Origin of the sequence: Yoonia maritima, assembly GCF_003003285.1 — a bacterium.
In the GTDB taxonomy this organism is placed as follows: domain Bacteria; phylum Pseudomonadota; class Alphaproteobacteria; order Rhodobacterales; family Rhodobacteraceae; genus Yoonia; species Yoonia maritima.
On record NZ_PVTP01000003.1, the window covers coordinates 206,763 to 230,539 of the forward strand.

Consider the following 23,777-nt stretch of genomic DNA (forward strand, 5'->3'; position numbering starts at 1 on the left):
ATTGCTGGATGGTTCATGTCTATTTGGGCTCGAACCAGACATTCGACAGACAGTTTATTCAGCCGCTTCGACCGCCTGCGCAGCTTCCAATTCTTCGGCCTTCTTTTCGACCTGCTCGACGATATGTTCGATCATGTCTTCGTTCGATTGTTTGTGGCTTTGCTTGCCCGCAAGATAGACCATCCCTGATCCAGCGCCCCCTCCGGTGAAACCGACGTCTGTCAACAGCGCCTCACCGGGGCCGTTCACGACGCAGCCGATAATGCTTAGGCTCATTGGCGTCTTGATATGCTCAAGACGTTTTTCAAGCGCCTCGACAGTTTTAATTACGTCAAAACCCTGCCGCGCGCAGGATGGGCAGGAAATGATATTTACACCGCGGTGACGCAAGCCAAGGGATTTGAGGATTTCAAAACCCATTTTCACTTCTTCAACGGGATCAGCAGACAGGGACACGCGAATCGTGTCGCCGATCCCTGCCCAAAGCAGGTTCCCCATCCCGATAGCAGATTTTACGGTACCGCTGATCAGCCCCCCTGCCTCTGTGATGCCAAGGTGGATTGGCGCATCAGTCGCATCGGCGAGTTGCTGATACGCAGCAGCAGCCATAAAGACGTCAGACGCCTTACAGCTAATCTTAAATTCATGAAAATCATTGTCTTGCAGGATTTTGATATGATCCAGCCCGCTTTCGACCATCGCGTCGGGGCACGGCTCAGCGTATTTATCCAGCAGATGCTTTTCGAGCGACCCAGCATTCACCCCAATACGGATCGAACAGTTATAGTCGCGCGCGGCTTTGATCACCTCTTTGACGCGCTTTTCGTCACCGATGTTGCCAGGGTTGATACGCAGACAAGCAGCACCTGCCTCGGCGGCTTCAATCCCGCGTTTATAGTGAAAGTGAATATCAGCGACGATGGGTACCGATACTTCGGGAACGATCTCGCGCAGTGCTTTGCTTGACGCCTCGTCCGGCACAGACACACGCACAATATCCGCGCCCGCATCCGCAGCCGCCTGAATTTGTGCAATTGTCCCCTTCACATCAGTCGTCAACGTGTTGGTCATCGTCTGTACAGAAATGGGCGCATCGCCCCCAACAGGCACATTGCCAACCATAATCTGACGGGATTTCCGACGTTCGATATGACGCCAAGGACGGATGTTGTTCAGGGACATAGGGCTGCTTTCAGGCAATCGCGATTTGCCCTTAACCTAAGCATCAATGACGGATGCAGCAACCAGTCAGCAGGTGTTATTCGCTTGTACTGTTTTCTGCGACGCGGACGACTTCGGCAAGATCATCATCAGCGGTCAGATCTGCAACCGCGTAATTTTCCAGCAGGCTATCGGCTTGCAATGCGACATTCGATGTCACAACCCCTTTGCGTCCGACAGGACCATAGTGCACGCCGTTCACGGCGAAATACATCGCACCGCTTTCACCGACGCGCAAGGTCGCGGGCTCTTCTGTTGAAGGCACCACGAAATTTTCACCGGGTGCCATGACGCCTTCGAAAATAACAGCCCCATCAGCGGAACGTACACGAACCCATGCAGGGCGCACAGCGACCAACTGCAACTCAGGCACGTCAGGTTCAACGACTTGGATTGCGGGCGCATGCGGAACGACCGTCGCAGACTCTGCAACTGTTGTGTCTGGCACGATATCGGCAGTCGGCGTAATAGAGCCGATCAACCCAGGATTTAACGTCGAAATAGGCGCATCACGCGCGACCAGCACCGGTACATCCAATGCCTGCGGGCGATACAAGCGATTCAATGCCTCGTTCGAAGGCGTACTAAATCCTGCCAAAGCGTCAGAAGTCTCGACCGAATTCGTCGCACCAGAAAGCGGATCAAGCTCTGCCACAACAACAGGAGACTGCTCTACCGGTGCGAATTGAACTTTTTGGATTTCTTGCAAAACGGTCCAACCGCCATAGCCAAGCCCGCCAATCAAGGCGATCAAAACCATAACCGAACCAATCGCGCGCGGCTCAAATTGTGCCATTACTGCATCCCCGGCGGGGATGAATGGTGTCGCTGAACCTGAAAAAATATCTTTGCCAAGCGGGGCTGAAATAGGCTCGCCCGACTTACCTTGCAGCGAAGACGCCTCTGCTGACATACCATGCGCTGTCGCAAAACCGCTTTCTTTACAAAAGGTTGCGAATGCTTGATCTGGTTCCATCCGAAGATAGCGTGCATAGGACCGCACATAACCGGCGATAAAACCAGGCGTATCAAATGCAGAAGGGTCCGCATTTTCAATTGCCGCGATATATGCTGCCTTGATCTTTAGCTCGCGCTGCACGTCCAACAGGCTTTTACCCATGGTCGCACGCTCACCGCGCATTAAATCGCCAAGTCGCAACTCAAAGTCATCAAAGCCTTTAGCTTTAACGTCCTCAGGTGCGTTTACGCGCTTGAAGGTCTTCCCGATCATCGACTGTCCCGTCGGTTACTGCCCCTGAGCGCACATGTAATACGAATCAATTTTACATGAGCGCCTTTTCAATCAATAGCATACTGGCAACCGCCCTGCATATGTTGAAAAAAGGTTAACCTGCCAATTCAGCGCGATTTAACGCACAGTGCGACCATAAACTATCCAATGCACTGACCAATGCATCCATTTCACGCGGGCCGTGAACAGGTGACGGCGTGAACCGCAAACGCTCTGTTCCGCGCGGTACAGTGGGAAAGTTAATCGGCTGCACGTAGATGCCGAATTCGGACAAAAGCATATCAGAAAGCTTTTTCGTGTGAACCGGATTGCCAACAATCAAAGGAACGATATGGCTACCGTGATCGATGATCGGCAGGCCCATCCCCTTTAAGCGAAGCTTTAGAATTTTCGCCTGTGTTTGATGCCGCAACCGAAGGCTATCATCTGTTTTCAGATGCGCGACGCTGGCTGCAGCGCCAGCAGCAACTGCAGGCGGCAGGCTCGTGGTAAAGATAAAGCCAGGCGCATACGACCGGATCGCATCACACATCTTAGCAGATGCAGCGATATACCCGCCCATAACACCATATGCCTTAGCAAGCGTCCCATTGATGATATCAAGGCGCCCCATCAGACCGTCACGCGCGGCAATCCCTGCCCCACGTGGTCCGTACATACCAACAGAGTGAACTTCGTCGATGTAAGTCAGCGCACCAAATTCGTCAGCCAAATCGCAAATTGCTTCGATCGGGGCAAAATCACCATCCATGGAATAAACAGATTCGAACGCAATCAACTTAGGCGCTGCCGGATCATCAGCGGCTAACAATTCGCGCAAGTGGTCAAGATCATTGTGACGGAAAATACGCTTTGCACCACCATTGCGACGCACACCTTCGATCATAGACGCATGGTTCAGCGCATCTGAATAGATGATCAGGCCCGGAAACAATTTCGGCAATGTGCTTAACGTTGCGTCATTCGCGATATAGGCAGATGTGAACAGCAGTGCTGCTTCTTTTTGGTGAAGATCAGCAAGCTCGTTCTCAAGCTGCTTGTGATAAACAGTAGTGCCGGAAATGTTGCGTGTACCACCAGAGCCCGCACCTGTCGCATCAACGGCTTCGTGCATCGCAGTCAGCACAACAGGATGCTGCCCCATACCCAAATAGTCATTACCGCACCAAACGGTCACCGGTGATTCAGTTCCGTCATCCTTGCGCCATGTGGCGTGGGGGAACTGACCACGTTTGCGTTCAATATCGATAAAGGTCCGGTAACGGCCTTCTTCGTGCAAACGGTCAATCGCGACATCCAGTTGAGCAGTATAGTCCACTGATACTTCCTTCATCTTGCGGCACAAAGCCCAGATCAGCCCTGGGTTTTGAATCGTTCTAAGTGTCATATAGGGCCAATCCCGTCCAAGCAATACGCTACAAACTGTCGCCCCCTACTACCTTAGTGCCGATGAAGGATAAGAGAGACGTTGACCTAGATCAACGAATTCGGAAATTTTGCCGTATCACCATCAGACACCCATTCGTAAGCATGTTCAAAATAACGGTTAACGATCCATATAAAGCGTCCATGACCGCCAGCTATCATCAGGTCATAATCAACACTGTCATATGTTGGTATTTCTTTGTGTGTCTCCACTATGGAAGGGGCGACACCTTGTTGCAAAAGACTGCCCCGAACTGAACGGCGTTGATCGTAGACCTGCACCGCTACAGCCAAAGTCTCTCCCAGCTCAGGTAGATCAACCATCCTGAACGCCCGAGCAAGCTCTGCACCCGTATACGGAAGCCCATCCCGATAGGTATCCAATAAACGGCATCCCGGTTCACGCAGCAGCCGTTCAGCAAAAGCCAGTCGGCCAACGACAAGTTCTTCATCAGGTGTCATCTTGGCGCCGCAGCGGTTTTTGGCTTGGCAATGGCGCAACAGCGCTTCCCAATAATTCTTATCAAGCGGGCGCTTTGCGGAACCAACAACCAGCGTGATTTCTTCGTCCGCGGATAATTCAGGCCGCGCGGCAGGCACTACAGATTGCTTGTCGATCGCCGAATACGGGTCGATTGCCGCTGACTCGTTACGCAGGTCGTTTCGCGCGTCAGGGGCACTCGGACACGACTGTGCTGGCTCCCACGGATAAGCTGCTTCTAAGTACCGGTTCGCCGCACGGATAAATCGCTCGGAACCACCCTGCACATTCAGCGACACATCCAATTGTTCATATGTAGGCATATTAGGATGTGACGCGACCTGCTCCGCAGGCATGCCCGTTGCCATATAATCCTGTCCCAGCTGATAACGCTTCAGGTGAACCTCTAAGGCCGACTCGATAGTGGTAGTCAGTTCGCTCAGTCCCAATCGCTCCAAGGCGCCGCACAACTCATGACTTCGAAACGGCACGATGCCACCAAAGCTATCAAAATGCGCCAAGCCATTTAAACCAAACACCTCATACAAGAACCCCATCACTCCCACTGTTTCACGTTCATATTCATTCATCACCTCGCCAGTGCGCTTTTTTTCTTCGGCGAATGCGCGCAGCGTTTCAAAATACCTGCCATCTGTTGGGCGCGGTGCCAGCTTTAGCGGCGGCGGAGGTACATACCGATGTGAAAACCTGCTTTTCAGTTGTTCGCTTTCGACAAGCTCACGTGCAAGACCGGGCCGTGCGTCTTCTGGAAGCCGCTGTGAAACGTCTTGATACAAAGACGCCTCCGCCCGGCGAGCACGGATACGATCCCCGATAAACATCAAGATTTTGAACGGCACACCAACAACGAGAATGCCACTGATCATAAGCTGCGCAAACGCCATCTTTCGCGCACCGCGACTGGTGTTTTCGAAATCAAATGCGACGTCTATCAAATCCTGAAAGTACTCAATCATGTCATTGGCCTATAAATCACACTTAGCGCTAATTAATCCGCTTCGACATGCCCCAAGTCAAACAGTTATGCGTTTTGGATTGACGCCCGCGCCAATCGTGCCACCCTGACGGCAAACAAACATAGGACCTATAAAATGACCCTCGATCCCGTCCTCTCGCGTATTGATAGCGATCTGAACGCCGCCACCGAACGGCTGCTAGAACTATTGCGCATCCCGTCAATCTCGACCGATCCGGCCTATAAGGGCGATTGCGATACAGCCGCCGATTGGCTGGTCGCTGACCTGCAAAGCATCGGGTTCGATGCAACAAAACGCCCCACAACAGGCCACCCGATGGTTGTCGCACATTCCGGCGGCGAAGGCCCACATGTGCTGTTCTACGGCCACTACGATGTGCAACCTGTTGACCCGTTGGACCTGTGGGACCGCGACCCTTTTGATCCACAAGTCGAAGACACCGCCAAAGGCAAAGTCATTCGCGGGCGCGGATCATCTGACGACAAGGGCCAACTGATGACCTTTGTCGAGGCCTGCCGCGCATGGAAAGCCGTGCATGGCACCCTGCCCGGCAACATCACGTTGTTCTTTGAAGGCGAAGAGGAATCAGGGTCACCATCATTGACGCCCTTCATGCGCGAAAACGCCGAGGAACTTACCGCCGATGTGGCCCTTATCTGTGACACAGGACTTTACGGCGACAGCACACCAGCAATCATCACACAGCTACGCGGCCTGCTGGGCGAAGAGCTGACCATCACCGGCCCGAACAAAGACCTGCATTCAGGCATGTACGGCGGGCTAGCAATGAACCCTGCCCGCGTGCTGGCCAAAGTCATCGCAGCCCTGCATGACGAAGATGGCCGGATCACGATCCCGAATTTCTACGATGGGGTACCTGAGCTTTCGAACGAACTCGCCGCGGCATGGGATGACCTGAAATTCAACGAAAAGGAATTCTTGGGCGAAGTCGGTCTTTCCGAACCCGCTGGCGAAAAGGGCCGCCGCCCGCTTGAAATGATCTGGTCGCGCCCAACCTGCGAGGTAAACGGCATCTGGTCAGGCTACACCGGTGATGGCTTCAAAACTGTACTGCCGTCCGAGGCCCATGCAAAAATCAGCTTCCGATTGGTCGGCACGCAAGACCCGCTTAAAATCCGCTACAACTTTCGCAAAATGGTCCAAGAGATGCTGCCCGCCGATTGCAGCGTGTCCTTCAGCGATCATGGGGCAAGCGCGGCTGGACAAATGACCACAACCCACCCAGCATTCGACCAAGCCCGCAAAGCGCTATCCGACGAATGGCCAAATGCGGCGGCCTATGTTGGCTGCGGCGGATCAATCCCGATTGCGGGCCACTTCAAGGACATCTTGAACATGGACGCGATGCTAATCGGCTTTGGCAAAGACGACGATCAAATCCATTCGCCCAACGAAAAATACGACCTATCCTCGTTCCACAAAGGGATACGGTCATGGGCACGCATCCTGCATGAAATGACAAAGTGAACCACAAACGTAGGGTGGGTTTTAACCCACCCTCGCTCAACTCACGCGCGGTTGGGCTCAAGTTCAACCGACCACAATTCAACATCAGCACGATCCATCAGGCGAACAGTCATGACGCCTGTATCGGCCGCAATATCGACCTTACCAAAAAACTGCATACCGTCAGATGGCGGCAGGTTCGCCTGCCCCGGCTCTGGATGCTTGGCAAACCGGACTTCAGGACCAAACGTATTGTCATAATCACTCGGGCCAAACGTACCTGCATGTAACGGACCAGATACGAACTCCCAAAACGGCTCAAAGTCCTGAAACACCGCACGGTCAGGCGAATAATGATGCGCTGCCGTATAATGCACATCCGCCGTCAGCCACACGGTGTTCTGGATTTGCGCATGTTTGATAAACGAAAGCATCGCTGCGATATCCTGCTCGCGCCCAAACACCGGCCCGTCACCATTGGCACCGTTCTCCATGTTTTCATCGCCATCGCGGACCATCATGCCAATCGGCATATCCGACGCGATCACTTTCCAAGTCGCCTTTGAATTCAGCATCTCACGCTTAAGCCACGCCATCTGTTCCGCACCTAGGAAAGGCGTCGGCGCGGTTTCAGTGTTCGGCGTGTTGTCACCGCGATAGGTGCGCATATCGATCACAAAGATATCCAACAACGGGCCATACGACACCTTCCGGTACACGCGGTTAGGTTCGTCCATCGTCTGACGCGTTGGCATCATTTCGTGGAACGCATGGGCCGCCCGCGCAGACAGTAGCGCCGCTGATTTCTCGGTATAGCGATCATCCGCACTGAGCACCTCGTTCGGATACCAGTTGTTGGTCACCTCATGGTCATCCCACTGCGCGATGATCGGCACCTGCGCATTCAACGCACGCACATTGTCATCCATCAAATTGTACAGATGCTGGCCCCGAAATTCGGTCAGTGTCTCCGCCACCTTGGTCTTTGCCTCAGTCACGACGTTTTTCCAGATCGTACCGTCCGCCAGCTCGACCTCTTCCTGCAACGGACCATCGGCATAAACCGTGTCACCCGAATGTAAAAAGAAGTCAGGATTATGCTGCAGCATCGTGGCATAGGTCTGCATCCCACCGCGATCCTGATCAATACCCCAGCCCTGCCCTGCGGTATCGCCAGACCAAACAAAGCTAATGTTGCGGCTGCCATGTGGTGCCGTGCGGAAATGCCCCGTCAGCGCCCCTGACTCAGCACCATCAGCCAAGCCAACCATCTTAACACGGTAGAAAATATCCTGATCCGAAGGCAAACCGGACAGCGACATTTTACCGGTGAAATCGCTGGGCGTACCAACAGACAGCCCCGGAACAGCCTGCACATCCGCAAAGCTCTCGGTCGTGGCCCATTCGACCATCATGCGCGACTCGCGGTCAGCACGGGCCCAGACAACGGCGCCATCATGGGCAACATCGCCCGACTGAATTCCATGCGTCATCACAGGCCGGCTTTGCGCGCGGCTAAGCGACGGTACAAAAAGAGTGGTTCCAAGTGCTGCGGAACCCAAAAGCGTCTGACGACGATTGAGTGTAATACGTGGCATTTTTCTGAACTTCCATGATCAAGAGTTGATCCGAAAAACATCCAACCGCAACGTGACACGATCACGCCAAACAGATGACAGTTTAGGAAACGTTTGATGACACTCGAGCAGGTTTTCGAAATACATCGAACGTCAATTACGAGCCCTATCTTTAAATTGAGTTTGCGTGCAAGGTTCAGCCGGAGAGCCCATTACCTGCAGGAAATCAGATGAAATTTTTCTTCAAAAAGAAGGAACGTAAAGAGGCGGACACTGCCATACTTGATGGTGCATACCAATTACACCGCGAAGAAGATATTGCGCGTTTTACAAGATGCGTAGAAGACGTCTTTCCGGAGCGTGCACAGCAGTTTCGATGTTTTGGAGCAGACTGGATGGGACGCCAGTTCGCAACCGATCATAAAAGGGTGGTAAACGGCGAGCCAGAGGTTGCTCTTCTTGACCCTGCAACGAAAGAAATTTTTGAAATCCCATGTAGTTACACAGCATTCCACGAAATTGAGCTAGTTCAATATCCCGAAGAAACTGTCGACCATACAAAATTCAAAAGTTGGCTTTCCTCGGGAGGCCGACGCCCTAGGTACGGGGAATGCGTAAGCCATACCGTACCCCTGTGCCTTGGCGGGAAAGACGTTTTTAGCAACTTCGAAATTGCGGATCTAGAAGTCAGCTGGAGCATTTCAGGTCAGATATTTGCGCAAATACGCGGCCTTCCTGCTGGCACTCCAATAAACAAGGTCGATATCTCTAAAGATTAAAGCACCTCAGACATGAATGCTGGCTTCGTCACTACTGCAGACAACCAATATCCAATAACACATCAAGAGTGCTTCATTAACTATCTAGGATAAGTGGCGCGGTTGACGGGGCTCGAACCCGCGACCCCCGGCGTGACAGGCCGGTACTCTAACCAGCTGAGCTACAACCGCGCATCGTATCTAGTCACATGGGAGTTAGTGGCGCGGTTGACGGGGCTCGAACCCGCGACCCCCGGCGTGACAGGCCGGTACTCTAACCAGCTGAGCTACAACCGCGCATCTAACTTCCGGTCTGTGACCGAACGTGGGGTGCTTCTATGTCTGTGCCCCGCCCCCGTCAAGCGGTCCTTGCGCAAAAAATGACTTCATGTGAATCTTTTCTAAAACAGACCAATGAGCACAGGATATCGCAGCACAAAAAACGCAACAAACGCGGATAAACCGGCTGTGGGTGCGTTAAGCTATAAACTTATAACGTGGGGGTATGGTGGGTGATGAGAGGCTCGAATTCACCCCCGAACTATATATTTCAATGACTTACAATAGCATTTGTAACCATGTAACCACCCACCAAATGGACCAATGACGTTAGGTCAGCACCCATGACATTTAGTCAGCCAACGCGGTTACAGGTTCTATTTGGCCAGATTCTCTCTGACCAAGCATCTGCCAGCTCACCAAGCGTTTCGATCAGATGCGAGCGTTCGTACAACTGGCCAGTCTCAAACATGCCTTGCTTGAGAATCAAAATGGCCTGAATCACTTCGTCCGACGTGTCATTGGGTACAAAAGCAGGCCGACGAAGCGAACGCTCATAGGTCGCACAGCGAACGGTGACTAAAGCCTAAAGTTCCGGATGCTGCGTATGGCTCGGAAGTCAGCAATCCGTATGGAGCCGACGCTGCAAAAATCACGAACCATGGTCGCCCTTCTGGGCGATCCCGATCCTTAGGAGTCGTTCGTGACAAGTAGCGCGGATGCCCGGTTTGAACATCAACGACCATTATGCTTCCCGTAGCCTTCGATCCATGGTCAATTTAACCACGCTTTTCGCCTGTTCCTCAGGGGAATGAAAATCCGAAGAATTACGAACTTTCTTGTCAATGTCTTGAGACAAGTTGTTGCACTGGGTGCGGATAAATTCCAGAGAAGCGTCGGTGTCTGCCAAACCATATCGATTAAATGTGGATTCGAGGGCGAGTATAACGGACCTAAAGTAACTATACGCATGTTCTGAAAGGTTCTGCACAACACTCGTCCTAGAAGCCTTGTGGATAATTGCATTTCTCTCGCGATAAATTCGGTTTACCTGCCATCTTACTCTGCGAATGTGCGATAGACGCAAAGCCTGTAACTTAGCCGCACTATTCGCAAGAGCTTCAAGTTCGTAGGCCCTATTGAGCAATAGAGGGCTCGTCTCTATCTTTGAGCAAAACTCGGATTTTATTGAACCGTCGGCGTAAAATATCTCGATAAAGCTAGAGAGGGCGTTATGGTCACCGAAGTTTTCACCGATGAGTTTTTCAACAGCGGCTCTGTTTATTGAAAGGCAGTCATGGCGAAATTCACTGAACAGCCTCGGGACGTAGTCAGCGGTAACGCAGGGTGTTATCATTCTCTCAAAGTGAACAATTCTCGGGACTGATTGGTCTGGTGGCGGAGGTAAAAGCCCTTCAAATCCCGCCCAGACCGCGAGAATTCGAGAATCGGGCTGCTGGCTTTTGGCTGCGAGCGATACTGCACTTAGAGAGCTAAAGAAGCGCTGCGGAACGCTTTCAGTGCGACTTTGTGCAACTTGCACTGCGTACCTATGAAGGTCGTCTGAGATCTTAGCCGCTCCGCCATGCTCAAGGGCTCGCTCTCTTCCTGGATGAAAAAAATCGTTCAAGTAAAGCAGGGAGGCGTGATCCTCACCCTCTTTCAGGCATAACGCACTCTTAGGGGTAAAGCCTTTGCGGCCAACATCTGCCAAATAAAGGAGAGATCTAAATAACGAAATCCATTGGTTAAAGGCTCTAGCCGCTGAGTATGGATTACGATCTTTGCGATAAGGCATCCAAACAAAAACGTCCTTTCTCCCAGATACATTCGGGAGCCTATCAATTTGGCTCGCAAACCCTTCAGGCACATCCTCAGGCTTGGTAAAAACCTCAATCTCCTCCTGCAGACCTTTCAGATATTCACCAAATTCCTTGTTTGTCTTGAAAAGAAAGCAATATTTCCCCGTGTCTTCCGTGAATAAGTTGAAGAAACCCTTCATCTTTTCAGGTGTTAGTGAACTGACTTCGTCTTTATAGAACGTTTGGCTCGTGTTTTCATAGAGCCACTGGCGGGGGACTCCAGAATTTATAAGTGCGGGAACGAGGAGCTTTAAAAATTCCCTCACTCGTTTCTTTGACTTATTGACAGTGCAGCCCTCCACTACAGCGCTGATACAAAACTTAATATAATCTGGAGAGACTACCTCAATCATGGTTGTTGTTAGCATGATGATCCGATCAACAGATGCGTCAGATTTCGGCGATATCGACGCTAAGTCTATACCCTTTTGAAGGCAAATCTCTTTTACGGCACAATCCCGTTGGAGTGCGTCAATATACTCCTCGACCGCGTGGGAAATGGTGGACTTAGCAATTTCACCGTTCTTCACTTGCCACGCAAGGCTCTTAAGTTCTTCGGCTTTGAAGGGCGTGGAGGTAGCTTTCGCGCGGTAACTGGACCATGAATAGCTGTTAACGAGCTCAATGAGTTGCTCAGCGACAAGCTTGTAATATTCATCTTCCAGAGTCCCTGGCCAGCTATTTTTAAATTTCTTCATGCTGAACGGAAGCTCCACAATATATCGACACGATTTAACGTCTGAGAAATTTGGTATCACTATCTATCAATGGGCTGTCCCACAATGTAAATGGTCGCCCGCACAATAGGTGGATTATGTGCTTGACGAGGTATTTCTCGATTTTGGGGAGCGGCATGTGCGCGCTCAAGCAAACAGAGGTACGATGCGGGCGTCTGGCAAACTTAGCTATGCCACCATTGGCGCATGATGCAGCGAAGGTCCGCAATCCGCCCACCGTGCCAAATCCTACACGCGCTAGGGGCACTGGAACCTTGTTTGTTGTAGGCTGAAAACGGACTTTTCATTGGTATGCACCAATGGATGCTCCGCCCTGCAAAGCGGGCAGTCACTGGACGAATTGTGAATGTCCGCTTTACTTGCAAGTGTCTATTTAAACGGCTGCCTGCGTCTCAGGCTGGCAACTGATCGGCCACAAGCCACCCAATTCCCCTAAGGTTTCGATCAATTGGCCGCGTGGGTCCAAGCTTGGTGCAGGATGCAACAGGGCCTGCAATAGGGTTTCGTATTGGGCCTCTGATAGGTAGTGGTCATTGAACGCCGGTGTTTGGCGCACGTCAGCGGGCAATTCGATCATAATTTGGCTGCTGGTCTGGGTGACTTTGCACCCGGCCTCTTCGGCTAGCTGTTGCGCATCCTGTCTGCCGACTGGCTCGCGCGGCGTTCCAATGTGCGGCTAGATGTCCGTTGCAACGTGTTGGCGCGTTTCAAACCGCGCTCGAATTTATCAATCCGCGCTTCTAGCTCAACCACTAGACCGGGAAGGTTACCTGTCGGCATGTGTTTTCCTTACTTTAAAATGTGAACAAGCCGTCGATTTCGGGGCTGTTGTATTTGCTGTTATTGGTCGCTGCGGTACATGCTCGAGAAACAGCCATTGCTGCCGCGATTGCGCCATCAATTCGGTCAGTGCGTTTACCTTTGTGCATCCTGATCAGGCCATTATCCGAACGGCTGGCAACCACGCTGTCGAAGTGCTGCCGCAAGACCGCATGACCATCGTGCCGGATCATTAGACCATTAACAGTTCGCTCTAAGTCACCAGCGGCAACACCCATTGTCAGGGGTGCCTGCCTAAACTCGACAGCAGGCAACCCGTCATCGTGCAAAGACTGCATCAAGCGGCGTGCAAGGTGGGGATCTACCGCAATTTCCTGCACGTCATTGGTGCCGCATAGCTCGCGAATTTGGTCCTCAACCGTTTCAAAGTCGATAATAGGCCCATCGCAAACCGTAATGAGGCCAGCATCAGCCCATTGCTGATAGGGCAACCCATCGCGGTCCGATCTCGCTTTGATATCATCGCCGGGGATGAAGAAATAAGGCTGCAGGGTGATCTGATCGTCAGGGTGTTTAAAAGCGGCAACCACGGATGCAAGGTCACCAGATATAGCCAAATCAACACCGACATAGCACGGATAGCTTTCAAGATCAGACAGGTCCGGATCAAATATGCGGCTGTCATACGTAGCTAAGTCGAATAGTGGATCGCGGGAATGGCTTTTCCAGATGTTTAGGTTGAACTGCTCAAAGGCGTGCTTGTCGGCTGGCTTGCCTTCGGCCTCTTTCGCAAGGGTTTTCAAGCCTTCAAGCGAGGGGAAGCCATGCTGCAAGCCGGGATTTACGCGTTGCCAAACCTTTTCGTCTAACCAGTCGTCATCAGCTTCGGCCTCAAACAGAATTGGCAGATACGCCGGGTTTTCGGTTTTGCCCGATGCTACATCACACGCATAGTTGTACTGACCAGCTGCGACGGTTTCGTTGCCGCGTCCGGCTGTTGTTGCGATCACCGTCAGGCTGTCGTTTACCTTAGCTGCACCACTGCGCAGCGCTTCCCATAGGTCGCGGCCTTTCCAAACGTGAATCTCATCAATCAAGGTGAAGGTGGGTGTCATCCCATGCGCCGCTTTACCGTCGGATGAGATTGCCTTGAGCGTCGTCTTTGTGTCCCTCACGATGATCTGATTGGCAGAGTTGAACGCATCATAGATTTTCGTCGCTGCAACCAGTCGCTTGTCTTCACGGATGACATTGACGGCCTCACGGAAGCCGATGCCAGCTTGCTCACGATCAGCAGCGGCAAAGACCACCTGCCCCGCAGCCACGCTTTCGGGACCAATCGTATGCAGCAACGCCAACGCCGCGGCTAAGCTGGTCTTTCGGTTACCGCGTGGGATGAGCAGAAACACGTTTTTAACGATGCGTGATCCGTCCGGGTGCCTTGGACCGTAAATCCGCCGCACGATACGCTCTTGGAATGGATGCAGCTGGAATGCCCTGCCGTCTGCCGATGAATTGGGATGCCTAAGTGCCTTGAGAAAACGCACTGCACGATCACCGTAGCCAAGCGGATCAGGGATAGCTGACCCGTCATATATCCAATCCGGATAGGTGCTTGCTTTGATGATCGGTGCGAGGGCGTTCATTTGATCAACAGCGGGTTGTCGGTGTCGGCATCGTCGTCACCTGCAACGCCCATACGCTGGCGTGACGTAGGCGTCAGGCCAAACTCAGATGCCAACTGCCGTGCGGTTGCTGCGGCGCGGTTTTGAATCCCAAACAACCTTGGGTCAATAGCGCCGCCACTGGACTTACGCTCCGCTTCAATCTCACGGATGACGCCTCGCATAATGCAGTATTCCTCTACACCGCCAAGGTCACCCTTAGTCAGGATGCGCTTGGCGATCAGGTCCGGCATAACGCGCCGCCATTCTGCTTTGGCGAAGTCCGAGAGATATCCCGGTACAGGAGGCGCTTTGGTCAGTGCATCAGCAACTGCTGTTAACGATAAGACCTTGCTCGCTTTCGCTGATTTCATCCCAGACGCCAATCACCTGTGTCTGATCATGGCCGAACAGCATCGGCAAAGATGCTGGCATGGAAAACGCGCCCTTTTCGATCACGTCGCCAACCCGGTCTGGTGTGCCGAACGGCCATGCGATGCCGGTAATCTCACCTTCGTCTGAAACTGAAAGGGTCGCCTTGATTTCTAAGCGGTCGCTCATGCTGCGGCCTCATCAGTCACGCCTGACCAGCGTGCATCCAAGATGTCCAAGGCAAGGGGGAAGGTTTCCGACATAGGCCGATTGCGTGCGTAGGTTTCAACTAGCTGCATTGCTTTGGCAGGAGCCATGTCGCCACCAATCAGGCCAAGCCGGATGATCTCGACCACATCAGCAAGGCTAAACTGCATTGCGACGGTACGCATGTAGAGAGCACCGACACCTGTGTCGGTAAGCCGCTCAAGTTCTGCAATCATAGCATCCGTAAGCGCGAACCGATATTCGGCATCGCCAAAGAATGCCTTGTGCGTAATCATTCGGTTTCATCCTTTGATTGGGTTGTCGGTGTCATCGTGGTGATATTGGGATTTGACAGACTGTTTCCGTCTGGCAGCGGTGCCTTGTTCAACGCGGCGCGAACTTCGTTACCAGTTAGTGCGCCCATTGCCCGATACTGCGCGAAGGCTGTGGCCTTAGCTGCAGCGTTGGTGGTCAGCAGGTCATCAATTACAAATTCGATATAGAGGCTGGTGCGCTCTTCGGGTGTCAGCAGCACCTTCGCATAGGCCCAAGTCCAACTTGCCAGCCAAGGCCGCAGCGTTGTTTGGTAGAACTGGCGCGCAAGCTCTTCGGTGTTTGACCAAGTACCGCGTGAGAGTTCGAAAAGCATCGTTGGTGGCACACGAAAGGCGCGTGCGATCTCGCGAATTTGCTCTAGCCGGTTCTCTGCGAACTGAGCGTCCGCAAGGGTCAAGCTGAGCTGGTCGTAAGACATACCTTCGTCGAGAATGGCGGTGCCGCCTGCGGACTTGCCGGAATGTGTACTAAACCAAGACGCGGCAATCTTTTTCTTTGCGTCCACATCAAGCGCCTTGTCAGACTTGATGATGCCGGATGGACGCCCACCATTGGCGAAGAGCGTCGCAATGTGCTGTTCGAATGCGAGGGAAAGGCCAATAGCTTCCCTACCCAGTGTGATCGGGCTTACGCCAGCAAATGGCTGGATATGCAGAATGTCTTGGTATTCAAAGCGGGCATCGCCAGCAGTCAGCTTGACGACGTAATAAGGCGTGCCATCCGCCTCAAGCTTGGGAGTGACTGTCGCCGGATCAAGCCGATGCATCTCAAACGGGGTGCCATCGCCAAGCCGGACAACTTGAGCAAAGCCGCCCCTGTCATTCAATAGAGCATCAGCGGTCAAGGCAGTGCGCAGCTCGCTTGCGCTGGTCCATTCATTCGCTTCGTCATGGATCAGGCGATAAGCCGGGTGATCCTTGGTGGCCTCTTTGGCTTCTGTGAATAGCTTCACTGGCAAAGTGCCGACGCTTTCACTGATCAAGGCAACAGCGCAAGATACGGCAGGAACGCGCATTGCAGAGTTGGCGCTGACGGAAAAGCCGGATGATGTCGGCGAGGCACCAAATAGCTCGAAAGCGCTTGGATCGGTTAGGGTCAACGCCTTCTGGGTAGTTTTAAGGCCCAAGGCGTTTTTGATCTTATCGAAGGCCATACATTTCCGCTTCCACTGTGTATGTTATAACATAGCACACTCGAGCGATCATGTGAATCCACAAAATGACAGCACTGCTGACCTTTTATTAAGACAGCAAAACTGACCTATTATCCAAGCCTGTACCTCGGCAATCTCTCAATGGCTGCGGCTTTGGTGGCAATGGTCACATCACCATATGCATCGCCAGCGGTGCGCCCTGCATGGCCTTGTATCGCATCCATCACACGATCAGAGATTCCAAGCTCCATACACTGCGTCTTGAGTCGATGCCGCCATGCGTGACTAGGTGGTAGACCTTGCGGACTTAACCCCGCCGTGCGCAACCATGTAGCAAGCTGGTTTGAGATTTGCTTTGATTTGCGCACATAGCTATCCGGCGTCTTTCCGTTGTGGAACAAAGGCCCCTGCCCTGATGCGTTCAACAAATCAGCAAATCCCTCGTCTATGATCTGCGAATGCAGCGGTACATCGCGATAACCACCAGTTTTCACGCTACCTGCATCTGGCGTGATCCTAGCCACCCAAAGGCCATCAACTTGCCGAATATCTTCTTTGCGTAGCTGCGTAATTTCGGTAACGCGCGCGCCTGTGAATGCGCAGATAATCGGCACCCACCGCTTTGCTGTCACAAACGCCGGCGTTTCTCGGATGTATCCGTTTTCATCTGCATGAGGTTGGTAGGACCGGGCCGCCCTTAACAGCTTGACCGCTTCTTCGTCTGTATAGCCCCGTTCACGACTGAAGGCCTTTTTAGGTTTCGGCTGCTTTACGTTTAGCGCCGGGTTTTCTGGTATGTGGTCGTTATCGACAGCCCACTCGAAGAGGGTTCGCATTGTCGATAAGTAAACATCGCTAATGGTTTTAGCCTGATATGATTTTAAGAGGTGGTCGCGCCACTCGAGCAGGTTCTTCTTCGTCACCTTGAGCGCATTATCATGGCCAAGAAATTTGCATAGGTTATCAATGACCGGCGTTTGCCGCTTTGCACCGTCTTTCATGAAACCCGCTTGCTTGCGCGACAAGACATACTCAGCCCACAGCTTCTTGATACTCACCCGTTTCTGCGGCTTCTCAAGAGGCGTAGCATTCACAATGATAGGTGCCGTAGGCTGCCCGGAAAAATCACCTTCATCGCGCTCAGCGGCTCGCGCTAGGGCTTCTAGCTCAGCGCTACACAAAGCACGCGCAACAACGCGCCATTCATCACTTCCAGTTGGTGCGTCGAAATTCCCTGCGGCACGAAACCTTTGGAGCTGATCACCTGTTAGGGCATCAAGCTCAGCATCATTTGCACGGCCAGCAATTGCATCCCGCAACCTTTGGGCCAGTATATCATCAATCCCGATGGCGGCATATCTAGGGTCGTTACGCAGCTGATCATCAAACGCCATACGGCGCACATACTGGGCATAAGCGATCTGATCGGCGGCAAGCGGATAACGCGGCGCGGCCCCTACCTGCCCTTGCTTGCGCTCAGCTTCACCGATTTGGTTTTGAAGGCTAGCAACGGCACCCGGTAGTTTCCTGAGTGCGTCGCGGTAATCGGCACCTAGCGCTGTACGCAATTCGCTCTTACCGACGATTCCCCGTAGATCCTTGGGAACAACCAGTCTCGCAAAATAGCGCCCCCTGCGGTTCAGCAGATGCATAACTTTCCCAGCCATTTCACAGCCCGTTTGTAACCAAGTTTGTAACCTTGAAACGGACTTACCCCTAGCAATGCAAGGGTTTTCTTTAATAACAATGGGATAGGATGGTGGGTGATGAGAGGCTCGAACTCCCGACATCTTCCGTGTAAAGGAAGCGCTCTACCAACTGAGCTAATCACCCGATGAAGCGTGATTTAGGGTATGTTGCCGGTGGGCGCAAGCCTAAGAAAGCAACTTTTGTGAACCATTTTTCAAATGATACACATAGCCCTGCCCACCGTGGATGGTTGTGCCCTGAATTGCGTCAGTCCCGGCAAGAATTTCGCGCAGAGTACGCCCCGTCACGCCATGGGTGACGAGCACAGCAGGACCCTTTAATTCTTGCAAAAAAGCGTAACACCGCGCCTTCACAGCAGCCAACCCTTCGCCATTTGGCGCGACCTCATATTGCGCCATATAGGGATCTTCGGCATCAGGCAAAGGCAAGGTATCCCGCAATAAACCTGACCAGTCACCAACGCCAATTTCCCGCAATCTGTCGTCTGTGCGAATAGTTTCAGCCAGATTCCCCAAAGCGATTCCCGCAGTTTGCACCGCCCTGCCCTGCGGACTGCTCAAAAATGCGAATCCTTGCAGGTCGCATTGCGCAAGAATCGCGCCCTGATGTGCCGCTTCTAACTGCCCCTGCGCCGTGAGCGGAGAATTCAATTCCCCCTGCATACGGCCTTCGAGGTTCCATTCAGTCTGGCCGTGGCGCAGGATGTATAGTTCTGGATAGTTCAAAGTAGTTTTTTACCTTCATGTCATTTGAAAGGATTAGCTATCTGATGCATCGGTATCCGGCTGCGCAGTATCAATCTTTGGCGTGCGGAATTTAAGTGTCAGCAATGTAGCACCTTGCCCCAAGTCTTTCGTCTTTACGATTCGCGTTTTTCCCATCGGCGGCAGAATCAGCTCATCCCCCCGCGCGAGCGCCTCTCCGATCACCGCAAGCGCCGCCTCGACAGCGGGTTTCACATCGCGTTTTTTCAACCCAGTCCGCGCAACAACTTCGTTGAAAAGCTGGGGCTTCTTAAGCGTTGGAGCAACTTCCGCAATCGGGTCACCTTGTGGTTCTTCTGATGTCGTCATTCGCACATTCCTTTTATTTCATAGTAATCTCTAGCAACGGTGGCATCATGCCTGCCAGTCGTCGTTTTAGATAGGCTTCACCCACAAAAAAGCGCGCCTCAATGGGCGCGCTTTTTCAATTCTTGCATCGGGCGCTTAATGCGTGCGGGCGCCTTCAGCCGCAGCATTCGCTTTCAAGGCCGCCGCGGCGGCCTCCTCTGCGGCTTCGTCCCATTCGATAGCCTCTGGCTTACTGACCAATGCGTGCTCCAGAACTTCAGACACGTGAGTGACAGGGATAATCGTCAACCCTTCTTTCACGTTGTCAGGAATTTCGGGAAGGTCTTTGGCGTTATCCTGCGGGATAAGGACCGTTTTGATCCCACCGCGCAACGCGGCCAGCAGTTTTTCCTTTAGGCCACCGATAGGCATCGCATTCCCGCGCAGTGACACTTCGCCAGTCATGGCGACATCCTTGCGCACAGGGATCTTGGTCAGCACAGAAACGATAGATGTCACCATCGCAAGACCGGCTGAAGGACCATCCTTTGGCGTTGCGCCATCGGGCACGTGCACGTGGATATCAAGCGTATCGAACTGCGGTGGTTTCACACCAATTTCAGGCGCAATCGAACGCACGTACGAAGACGCCGCATCAATCGATTCCTTCATGACATCGCCCAGCTTACCAGTCGTTTTCATGCGACCCTTACCGGGCAAACGCAGTGCTTCGATGTTCAAAAGCTCACCACCAACGCTTGTCCATGCCAGACCGGTGACAACACCAACCTGATCTTCTTCTTCGGCCAAGCCAAAGCGGTGCTTTTCTACGCCCAAGAATTCGGTCAGATTTTCAGCAGTGACCTCAATTACTTTGGCTTCTTTCTTCACAATCTTGGTCACGGCCTTACGGGCCACTTTCGCCAACTCACGCTCAAGGCTCCGCACACCAGCTTCGCGGGTGTAGACGCGGACCATCGACAGCAGCGCATCATCGGAAACGCTGAATTCAGATGGCTTGAGGCCGTGGTTCTTCATGACCTTCGGCAGCAAGTGCTGCTTGGCAATTTCGACCTTTTCGTCCTCGGTGTAACCCGACAGCGAAATGATCTCCATCCGGTCAAGAAGCGGACCCGGCATGTTATAGCTGTTCGCTGTGGTCAGGAACATCACGTTCGAAAGGTCATATTCAACTTCAAGATAGTGATCGACGAATGTGCCGTTCTGTTCTGGATCAAGAACCTCAAGCATTGCAGACGCGGGATCGCCACGGAAATCCTGCCCCATCTTGTCGATTTCATCGAGCAAGATCAGCGGGTTCGTGGTTTTCGCCTTTTTCAGCGCCTGAATGATCTTACCGGGCATAGACCCGATGTAAGTCCGACGGTGGCCACGAATCTCAGATTCGTCACGCACGCCACCAAGGCTGATGCGGATGAATTCACGACCTGTTGCTTTGGCCACAGATTTCCCAAGGCTGGTTTTACCAACACCCGGAGGGCCAACAAGGCACATGATCGGGCCTTTCAGCTTTTTGGAGCGCTGCTGTACCGCAAGGTATTCGACGATCCGCTCTTTTACCTTTTCAAGGCCATAGTGGTCGGAATCGAGAACTTTCTGCGCGTGGCCCAGATCTTTCTTCGTGCGTGACTTGGTGCCCCATGGCACAGCCAAGATCCAATCCAGATAGTTGCGCACGACCGTAGCTTCGGCAGACATAGGCGACATGTTCTTAAGCTTCTTCAGCTCAGCATCGACCTTTTCTTTCGCCTCTTTCGAAAGCTTGGTTTCAGCGATCTTCGCCTCAAGCTCGGCTACTTCGTTCTGACCTTCTTCACCGTCGCCCAATTCCTTCTGAATGGCTTTCATTTGCTCATTCAGATAGTATTCGCGCTGGGTGCGCTCCATCTGGGATTTGACGCGCGTTTTGATCTTTTTCTCGACCTGTAGCACAGACATTTCGCCTTGCATCAGACCGTAAACCTTTTCAAGGCGTTCGGTCACTGACAGCGTCTCAAGCAAGCCCTGCTTTTGATCGACCTCGATACCAAGGTGACCCGCAACCAAATCGGCCAGCTTTGCAGGCTCTGTGGCTTCGCCAACGGCGGCCATTGCTTCTTCGGGGATGTTTTTCTTGATCTTCGCGTAACGCTCAAACTCGGCAGCGACATTGCGCACAAGCGCTTCTTCTTCAGCGGCCTCGCCCTGTGTTTCGTCAAGATACTCTGCTGACGCTTCGAAAAAGTCGATGTTTTCGACAAATCCGGTAATGCGCACGCGGCTACGGCCTTCGACAAGCACCTTAACGGTACCATCGGGCAGTTTTAGCAGCTGAAGCACATTGGCCAGCACACCTGTCTTATAGATGCCATCTTGCGCCGGATCGTCTTCACCAGCGTCGATCTGGCTCGACAACAGAATCTGTTTATCGTCCTGCATCACTTCTTCGAGTGCGCGGACCGATTTTTCACGCCCAACAAACAGCGGCACGATCATATGTGGGAATACCACAATGTCGCGCAACGGCAGGACGGGATAAGATGAACTCAACGGTTCTTGCATATTCATTTCCTTTTTTGGCAAGACACCCAGCCCCGCTCGACGGCAGCTTGAGAGTCTCCTCTTGCCCAATGCATGTGGGGTTGATGGGGGCGCCTTTCAACCAAACACGTCGTTATATCGCGCCGTAGACTGCCCGTGTCTGTCCCCAGCCGCAACCATACAAACGCAAAAATATTAAGACAGGGTCACGAACCAACATGTTTTTTTGTCGGCCCGCCATAATTGTAAGCAGTGATCACAAAGGCGCGATATCACCTAACGCGCGCTGCGCATGGAAATCAGCTTCCCACGCGCCAAACGCACCAACAGCGATCGCATCGCGCATGCCCTGCATAATCTCTTGGAAATAGTGCAGGTTATGCCAGGTCAACAGCATGCCGCTGATCATTTCCTGCGCACGGAACACGTGATGCAGATAGGCGCGTGAATAGTTGCTACAGGCTGGGCACGTGCACTGTTCGTCCAGCGGACGCGGATCATCCATGTGACGCGCATTTTTGATGTTTAGCACACCACGGCGGGTAAATACCTGCCCTGTCCGGCCTGAACGGCTGGGCAGAACACAGTCCATCATATCGATTCCCCGCTTTACGGCACCAACGATATCGTCAGGTTTGCCAACGCCCATCAGGTAACGTGGCTTATCTGTGGGTAGCTGATCTGGCGCGAAATCAAGCACGCTGAACATCGCCTCTTGGCCTTCACCGACCGCAAGACCGCCGACAGCGTAACCGTCAAATTCGATATCACGCAAAGCCTGCGCCGATTCAGCCCGCAAGTCTTCTTCAAGCCCGCCCTGCTGAATACCGAACAACGCATGCCCCGGACGGTCGCCAAATGCCTCGCGTGACCGCGCAGCCCACCGCATTGATAACTGCATGCTTTCGTTAATGCGTGTGCGATCTGCAGGCAGTGCCGGGCATTCGTCGAAACACATCACAATGTCAGAACCCAACAGGCGCTGAATTTCCATCGACCGCTCTGGGGTCAGCTCGTGCTTGGACCCGTCGATATGCGATTTAAACGTAACGCCTTTTTCAGTCAGCTTGCGCAGATCGGCAAGCGACATCACCTGAAAGCCACCGCTATCTGTTAGAATCGGCTTATCCCAATTCATAAACTTGTGCAGGCCACCCAAACGGTCGATCCGTTCGGCCGTGGGGCGCAGCATAAGGTGATAGGTATTACCCAGCAGAATATCCGCCCCAGTCGCCGCAACGCTTTCTGGCATCATGGCTTTTACGGTGGCGGCAGTCCCAACGGGCATAAACGCAGGCGTACGAATATCGCCACGTGGGGTGGAAATAACGCCAGTGCGGGCTTTGCCATCAGTGGCATTCAAAGAAAAAGAGAAACGTTTTGTCATACAGTGTCTTTCTCCGATCCTGCTGCAAATGCCAAGAGGCCGCGTAAAACGAAGATAGGGTAATACAGCTACCAGTTGGTCCGGTCTGCTCTTTACGCCCCCTGCGGCAATCCCTATATGTTTCGTCAGGATTTTAGGGAACTGACGTCATGACTGAAACGAACGCACAGCTCGAAGGCACACCAATGATCGCGCCATCCACGACAGATCATCCGCTGTATGATGAGATCGTACAGGCGTGCCGATCCGTTTATGACCCAGAAATCCCTGTGAACATTTACGACCTTGGTCTGATCTACACGATTGATGTCAAAGAAGATAACGCCGTGAACATCATCATGACGCTCACCGCCCCCGGCTGCCCCGTTGCGGGCGAGATGCCCGGCTGGGTCGCAGATGCGGTAGAACCACTGCCCGGTGTAAAACACGTCGATGTTGAGATGACGTTTGAACCACAGTGGGGCATGGAAATGATGTCTGACGAGGCGCGGCTAGAGCTGGGCTTTATGTAAAGCCCC

The 23,777-nt window shown here is 52.8% G+C and carries 21 protein-coding genes and 3 tRNA genes; 3 read left to right on the forward strand and 21 right to left on the reverse strand.

All coding sequences use genetic code 11. The annotated features are described in order from the left end of the window. Positions 1-54 precede the first annotated feature (54 nt). The 4 genes from ispG to CLV80_RS05665 form a co-directional block, all read right to left on the reverse strand. Entirely contained in the window at positions 55-1,182 is a 1,128-nt protein-coding gene (ispG, locus tag CLV80_RS05650) for a flavodoxin-dependent (E)-4-hydroxy-3-methylbut-2-enyl-diphosphate synthase (RefSeq protein WP_106355755.1), read from the reverse strand. Positions 1,183-1,258: 76 nt separating this feature from the next. After that, positions 1,259-2,452: a helix-turn-helix domain-containing protein gene (locus CLV80_RS05655; protein ID WP_106355757.1), complete on the reverse strand. Its 1,194-nt coding sequence runs from the start codon at positions 2,450-2,452 to the stop codon at positions 1,259-1,261. 115 nt (positions 2,453-2,567) lie between these two features. Then, positions 2,568-3,791 (reverse strand): 5-aminolevulinate synthase, encoded by a 1,224-nt coding sequence (gene hemA, locus CLV80_RS05660; protein WP_106356156.1) that lies wholly within the window; start codon positions 3,789-3,791, stop codon positions 2,568-2,570. A 155-nt stretch (positions 3,792-3,946) separates the two neighbouring features. Further along, complete coding sequence (locus CLV80_RS05665; protein ID WP_106355760.1) at positions 3,947-5,356, reverse strand: hypothetical protein; 1,410 nt, start codon at positions 5,354-5,356, stop codon at positions 3,947-3,949. A 135-nt stretch (positions 5,357-5,491) separates the two neighbouring features. Between CLV80_RS05665 and CLV80_RS05670 the strand changes: the two genes are divergently transcribed. Further along, positions 5,492-6,865, forward strand: a complete 1,374-nt coding sequence (locus tag CLV80_RS05670; RefSeq protein ID WP_106355762.1) for a M20/M25/M40 family metallo-hydrolase — start codon at positions 5,492-5,494, stop codon at positions 6,863-6,865. 41 nt (positions 6,866-6,906) lie between these two features. Here CLV80_RS05670 and CLV80_RS05675 read toward each other — a convergent pair whose 3' ends face one another. Next, complete coding sequence (locus CLV80_RS05675; protein WP_106355764.1) at positions 6,907-8,442, reverse strand: alkaline phosphatase D family protein; 1,536 nt, start codon at positions 8,440-8,442, stop codon at positions 6,907-6,909. A gap of 209 nt (positions 8,443-8,651) precedes the next feature. Here CLV80_RS05675 and CLV80_RS05680 point away from each other — a divergent pair, with 209 nt between their 5' ends. After that, complete coding sequence (locus CLV80_RS05680) at positions 8,652-9,200, forward strand: DUF1851 domain-containing protein (protein WP_106355766.1); 549 nt, start codon at positions 8,652-8,654, stop codon at positions 9,198-9,200. Between the two features lie 94 nt (positions 9,201-9,294). Here the strand turns inward: CLV80_RS05680 and CLV80_RS05685 are convergent. The 16 genes from CLV80_RS05685 to tgt all read right to left on the reverse strand — a co-directional run bounded on the left by CLV80_RS05685 (position 9,295) and on the right by tgt (position 23,259). Then, positions 9,295-9,371 (reverse strand) — tRNA-Asp (locus tag CLV80_RS05685). A 28-nt stretch (positions 9,372-9,399) separates the two neighbouring features. Continuing rightward, positions 9,400-9,476: transfer RNA gene (locus CLV80_RS05690), tRNA-Asp, on the reverse strand. Between the two features lie 727 nt (positions 9,477-10,203). Further along, positions 10,204-12,018, reverse strand: a complete 1,815-nt coding sequence (locus tag CLV80_RS05695) for a hypothetical protein (RefSeq protein WP_106355768.1) — start codon at positions 12,016-12,018, stop codon at positions 10,204-10,206. A gap of 412 nt (positions 12,019-12,430) precedes the next feature. After that, positions 12,431-12,634 carry a hypothetical protein gene (locus CLV80_RS05700; protein WP_106355770.1) on the reverse strand — a complete coding sequence of 68 codons (204 nt, stop codon included), beginning with the start codon at positions 12,632-12,634 and terminating at the stop codon, positions 12,431-12,433. Between the two features lie 44 nt (positions 12,635-12,678). Further along, entirely contained in the window at positions 12,679-12,837 is a 159-nt protein-coding gene (locus CLV80_RS18405; RefSeq protein WP_165793334.1) for a hypothetical protein, read from the reverse strand. A 14-nt stretch (positions 12,838-12,851) separates the two neighbouring features. Further along, positions 12,852-14,483 (reverse strand): terminase large subunit, encoded by a 1,632-nt coding sequence (locus tag CLV80_RS05705; protein WP_243394437.1) that lies wholly within the window; start codon positions 14,481-14,483, stop codon positions 12,852-12,854. Next, a complete protein-coding gene (locus tag CLV80_RS05710; protein ID WP_106355772.1) occupies positions 14,480-14,875 on the reverse strand; it encodes a P27 family phage terminase small subunit in 396 nt (131 codons plus the stop codon). The genes CLV80_RS05705 and CLV80_RS05710 overlap by 4 nt, the downstream gene beginning before the upstream one ends. Beyond that, positions 14,826-15,062 carry an HK97 family phage prohead protease gene (locus CLV80_RS05715; RefSeq protein WP_106355774.1) on the reverse strand — a complete coding sequence of 79 codons (237 nt, stop codon included), beginning with the start codon at positions 15,060-15,062 and terminating at the stop codon, positions 14,826-14,828. The genes CLV80_RS05710 and CLV80_RS05715 overlap by 50 nt, the downstream gene beginning before the upstream one ends. Continuing rightward, positions 15,059-15,376 carry a gene transfer agent family protein gene (locus tag CLV80_RS05720; RefSeq protein ID WP_106355776.1) on the reverse strand — a complete coding sequence of 106 codons (318 nt, stop codon included), beginning with the start codon at positions 15,374-15,376 and terminating at the stop codon, positions 15,059-15,061. The genes CLV80_RS05715 and CLV80_RS05720 overlap by 4 nt, the downstream gene beginning before the upstream one ends. Then, on the reverse strand, positions 15,373-16,569 hold the full coding sequence (locus CLV80_RS05725) for a phage portal protein (protein ID WP_106355778.1): 1,197 nt from the start codon (positions 16,567-16,569) through the stop codon (positions 15,373-15,375). Before CLV80_RS05725 ends, CLV80_RS05720 begins: the two co-directional genes overlap by 4 nt. 110 nt (positions 16,570-16,679) lie before the next feature. Beyond that, positions 16,680-18,236: a DUF6538 domain-containing protein gene (locus CLV80_RS05730; protein WP_106355779.1), complete on the reverse strand. Its 1,557-nt coding sequence runs from the start codon at positions 18,234-18,236 to the stop codon at positions 16,680-16,682. A 90-nt stretch (positions 18,237-18,326) separates the two neighbouring features. Further along, a tRNA-Val gene (locus CLV80_RS05735) sits at positions 18,327-18,402 on the reverse strand. Between the two features lie 41 nt (positions 18,403-18,443). Continuing rightward, on the reverse strand, positions 18,444-19,004 hold the full coding sequence (locus CLV80_RS05740) for a histidine phosphatase family protein (RefSeq protein ID WP_106355781.1): 561 nt from the start codon (positions 19,002-19,004) through the stop codon (positions 18,444-18,446). A 33-nt stretch (positions 19,005-19,037) separates the two neighbouring features. Then, positions 19,038-19,352, reverse strand: coding sequence for an HU family DNA-binding protein (locus CLV80_RS05745; RefSeq protein WP_106355783.1), 315 nt, complete (start codon positions 19,350-19,352; stop codon positions 19,038-19,040). Positions 19,353-19,487: 135 nt separating this feature from the next. After that, positions 19,488-21,893: an endopeptidase La gene (lon, locus tag CLV80_RS05750; RefSeq protein ID WP_106355785.1), complete on the reverse strand. Its 2,406-nt coding sequence runs from the start codon at positions 21,891-21,893 to the stop codon at positions 19,488-19,490. A gap of 235 nt (positions 21,894-22,128) precedes the next feature. After that, positions 22,129-23,259: a tRNA guanosine(34) transglycosylase Tgt gene (gene tgt, locus CLV80_RS05755; RefSeq protein ID WP_106355787.1), complete on the reverse strand. Its 1,131-nt coding sequence runs from the start codon at positions 23,257-23,259 to the stop codon at positions 22,129-22,131. Between the two features lie 149 nt (positions 23,260-23,408). Here tgt and CLV80_RS05760 point away from each other — a divergent pair, with 149 nt between their 5' ends. Further along, the gene (locus CLV80_RS05760) at positions 23,409-23,771 is read left to right on the forward strand and encodes an SUF system Fe-S cluster assembly protein (protein ID WP_106355789.1); all 363 of its coding nucleotides are present in this window, start codon (positions 23,409-23,411) and stop codon (positions 23,769-23,771) included. Positions 23,772-23,777: the final 6 nt, after the last annotated feature.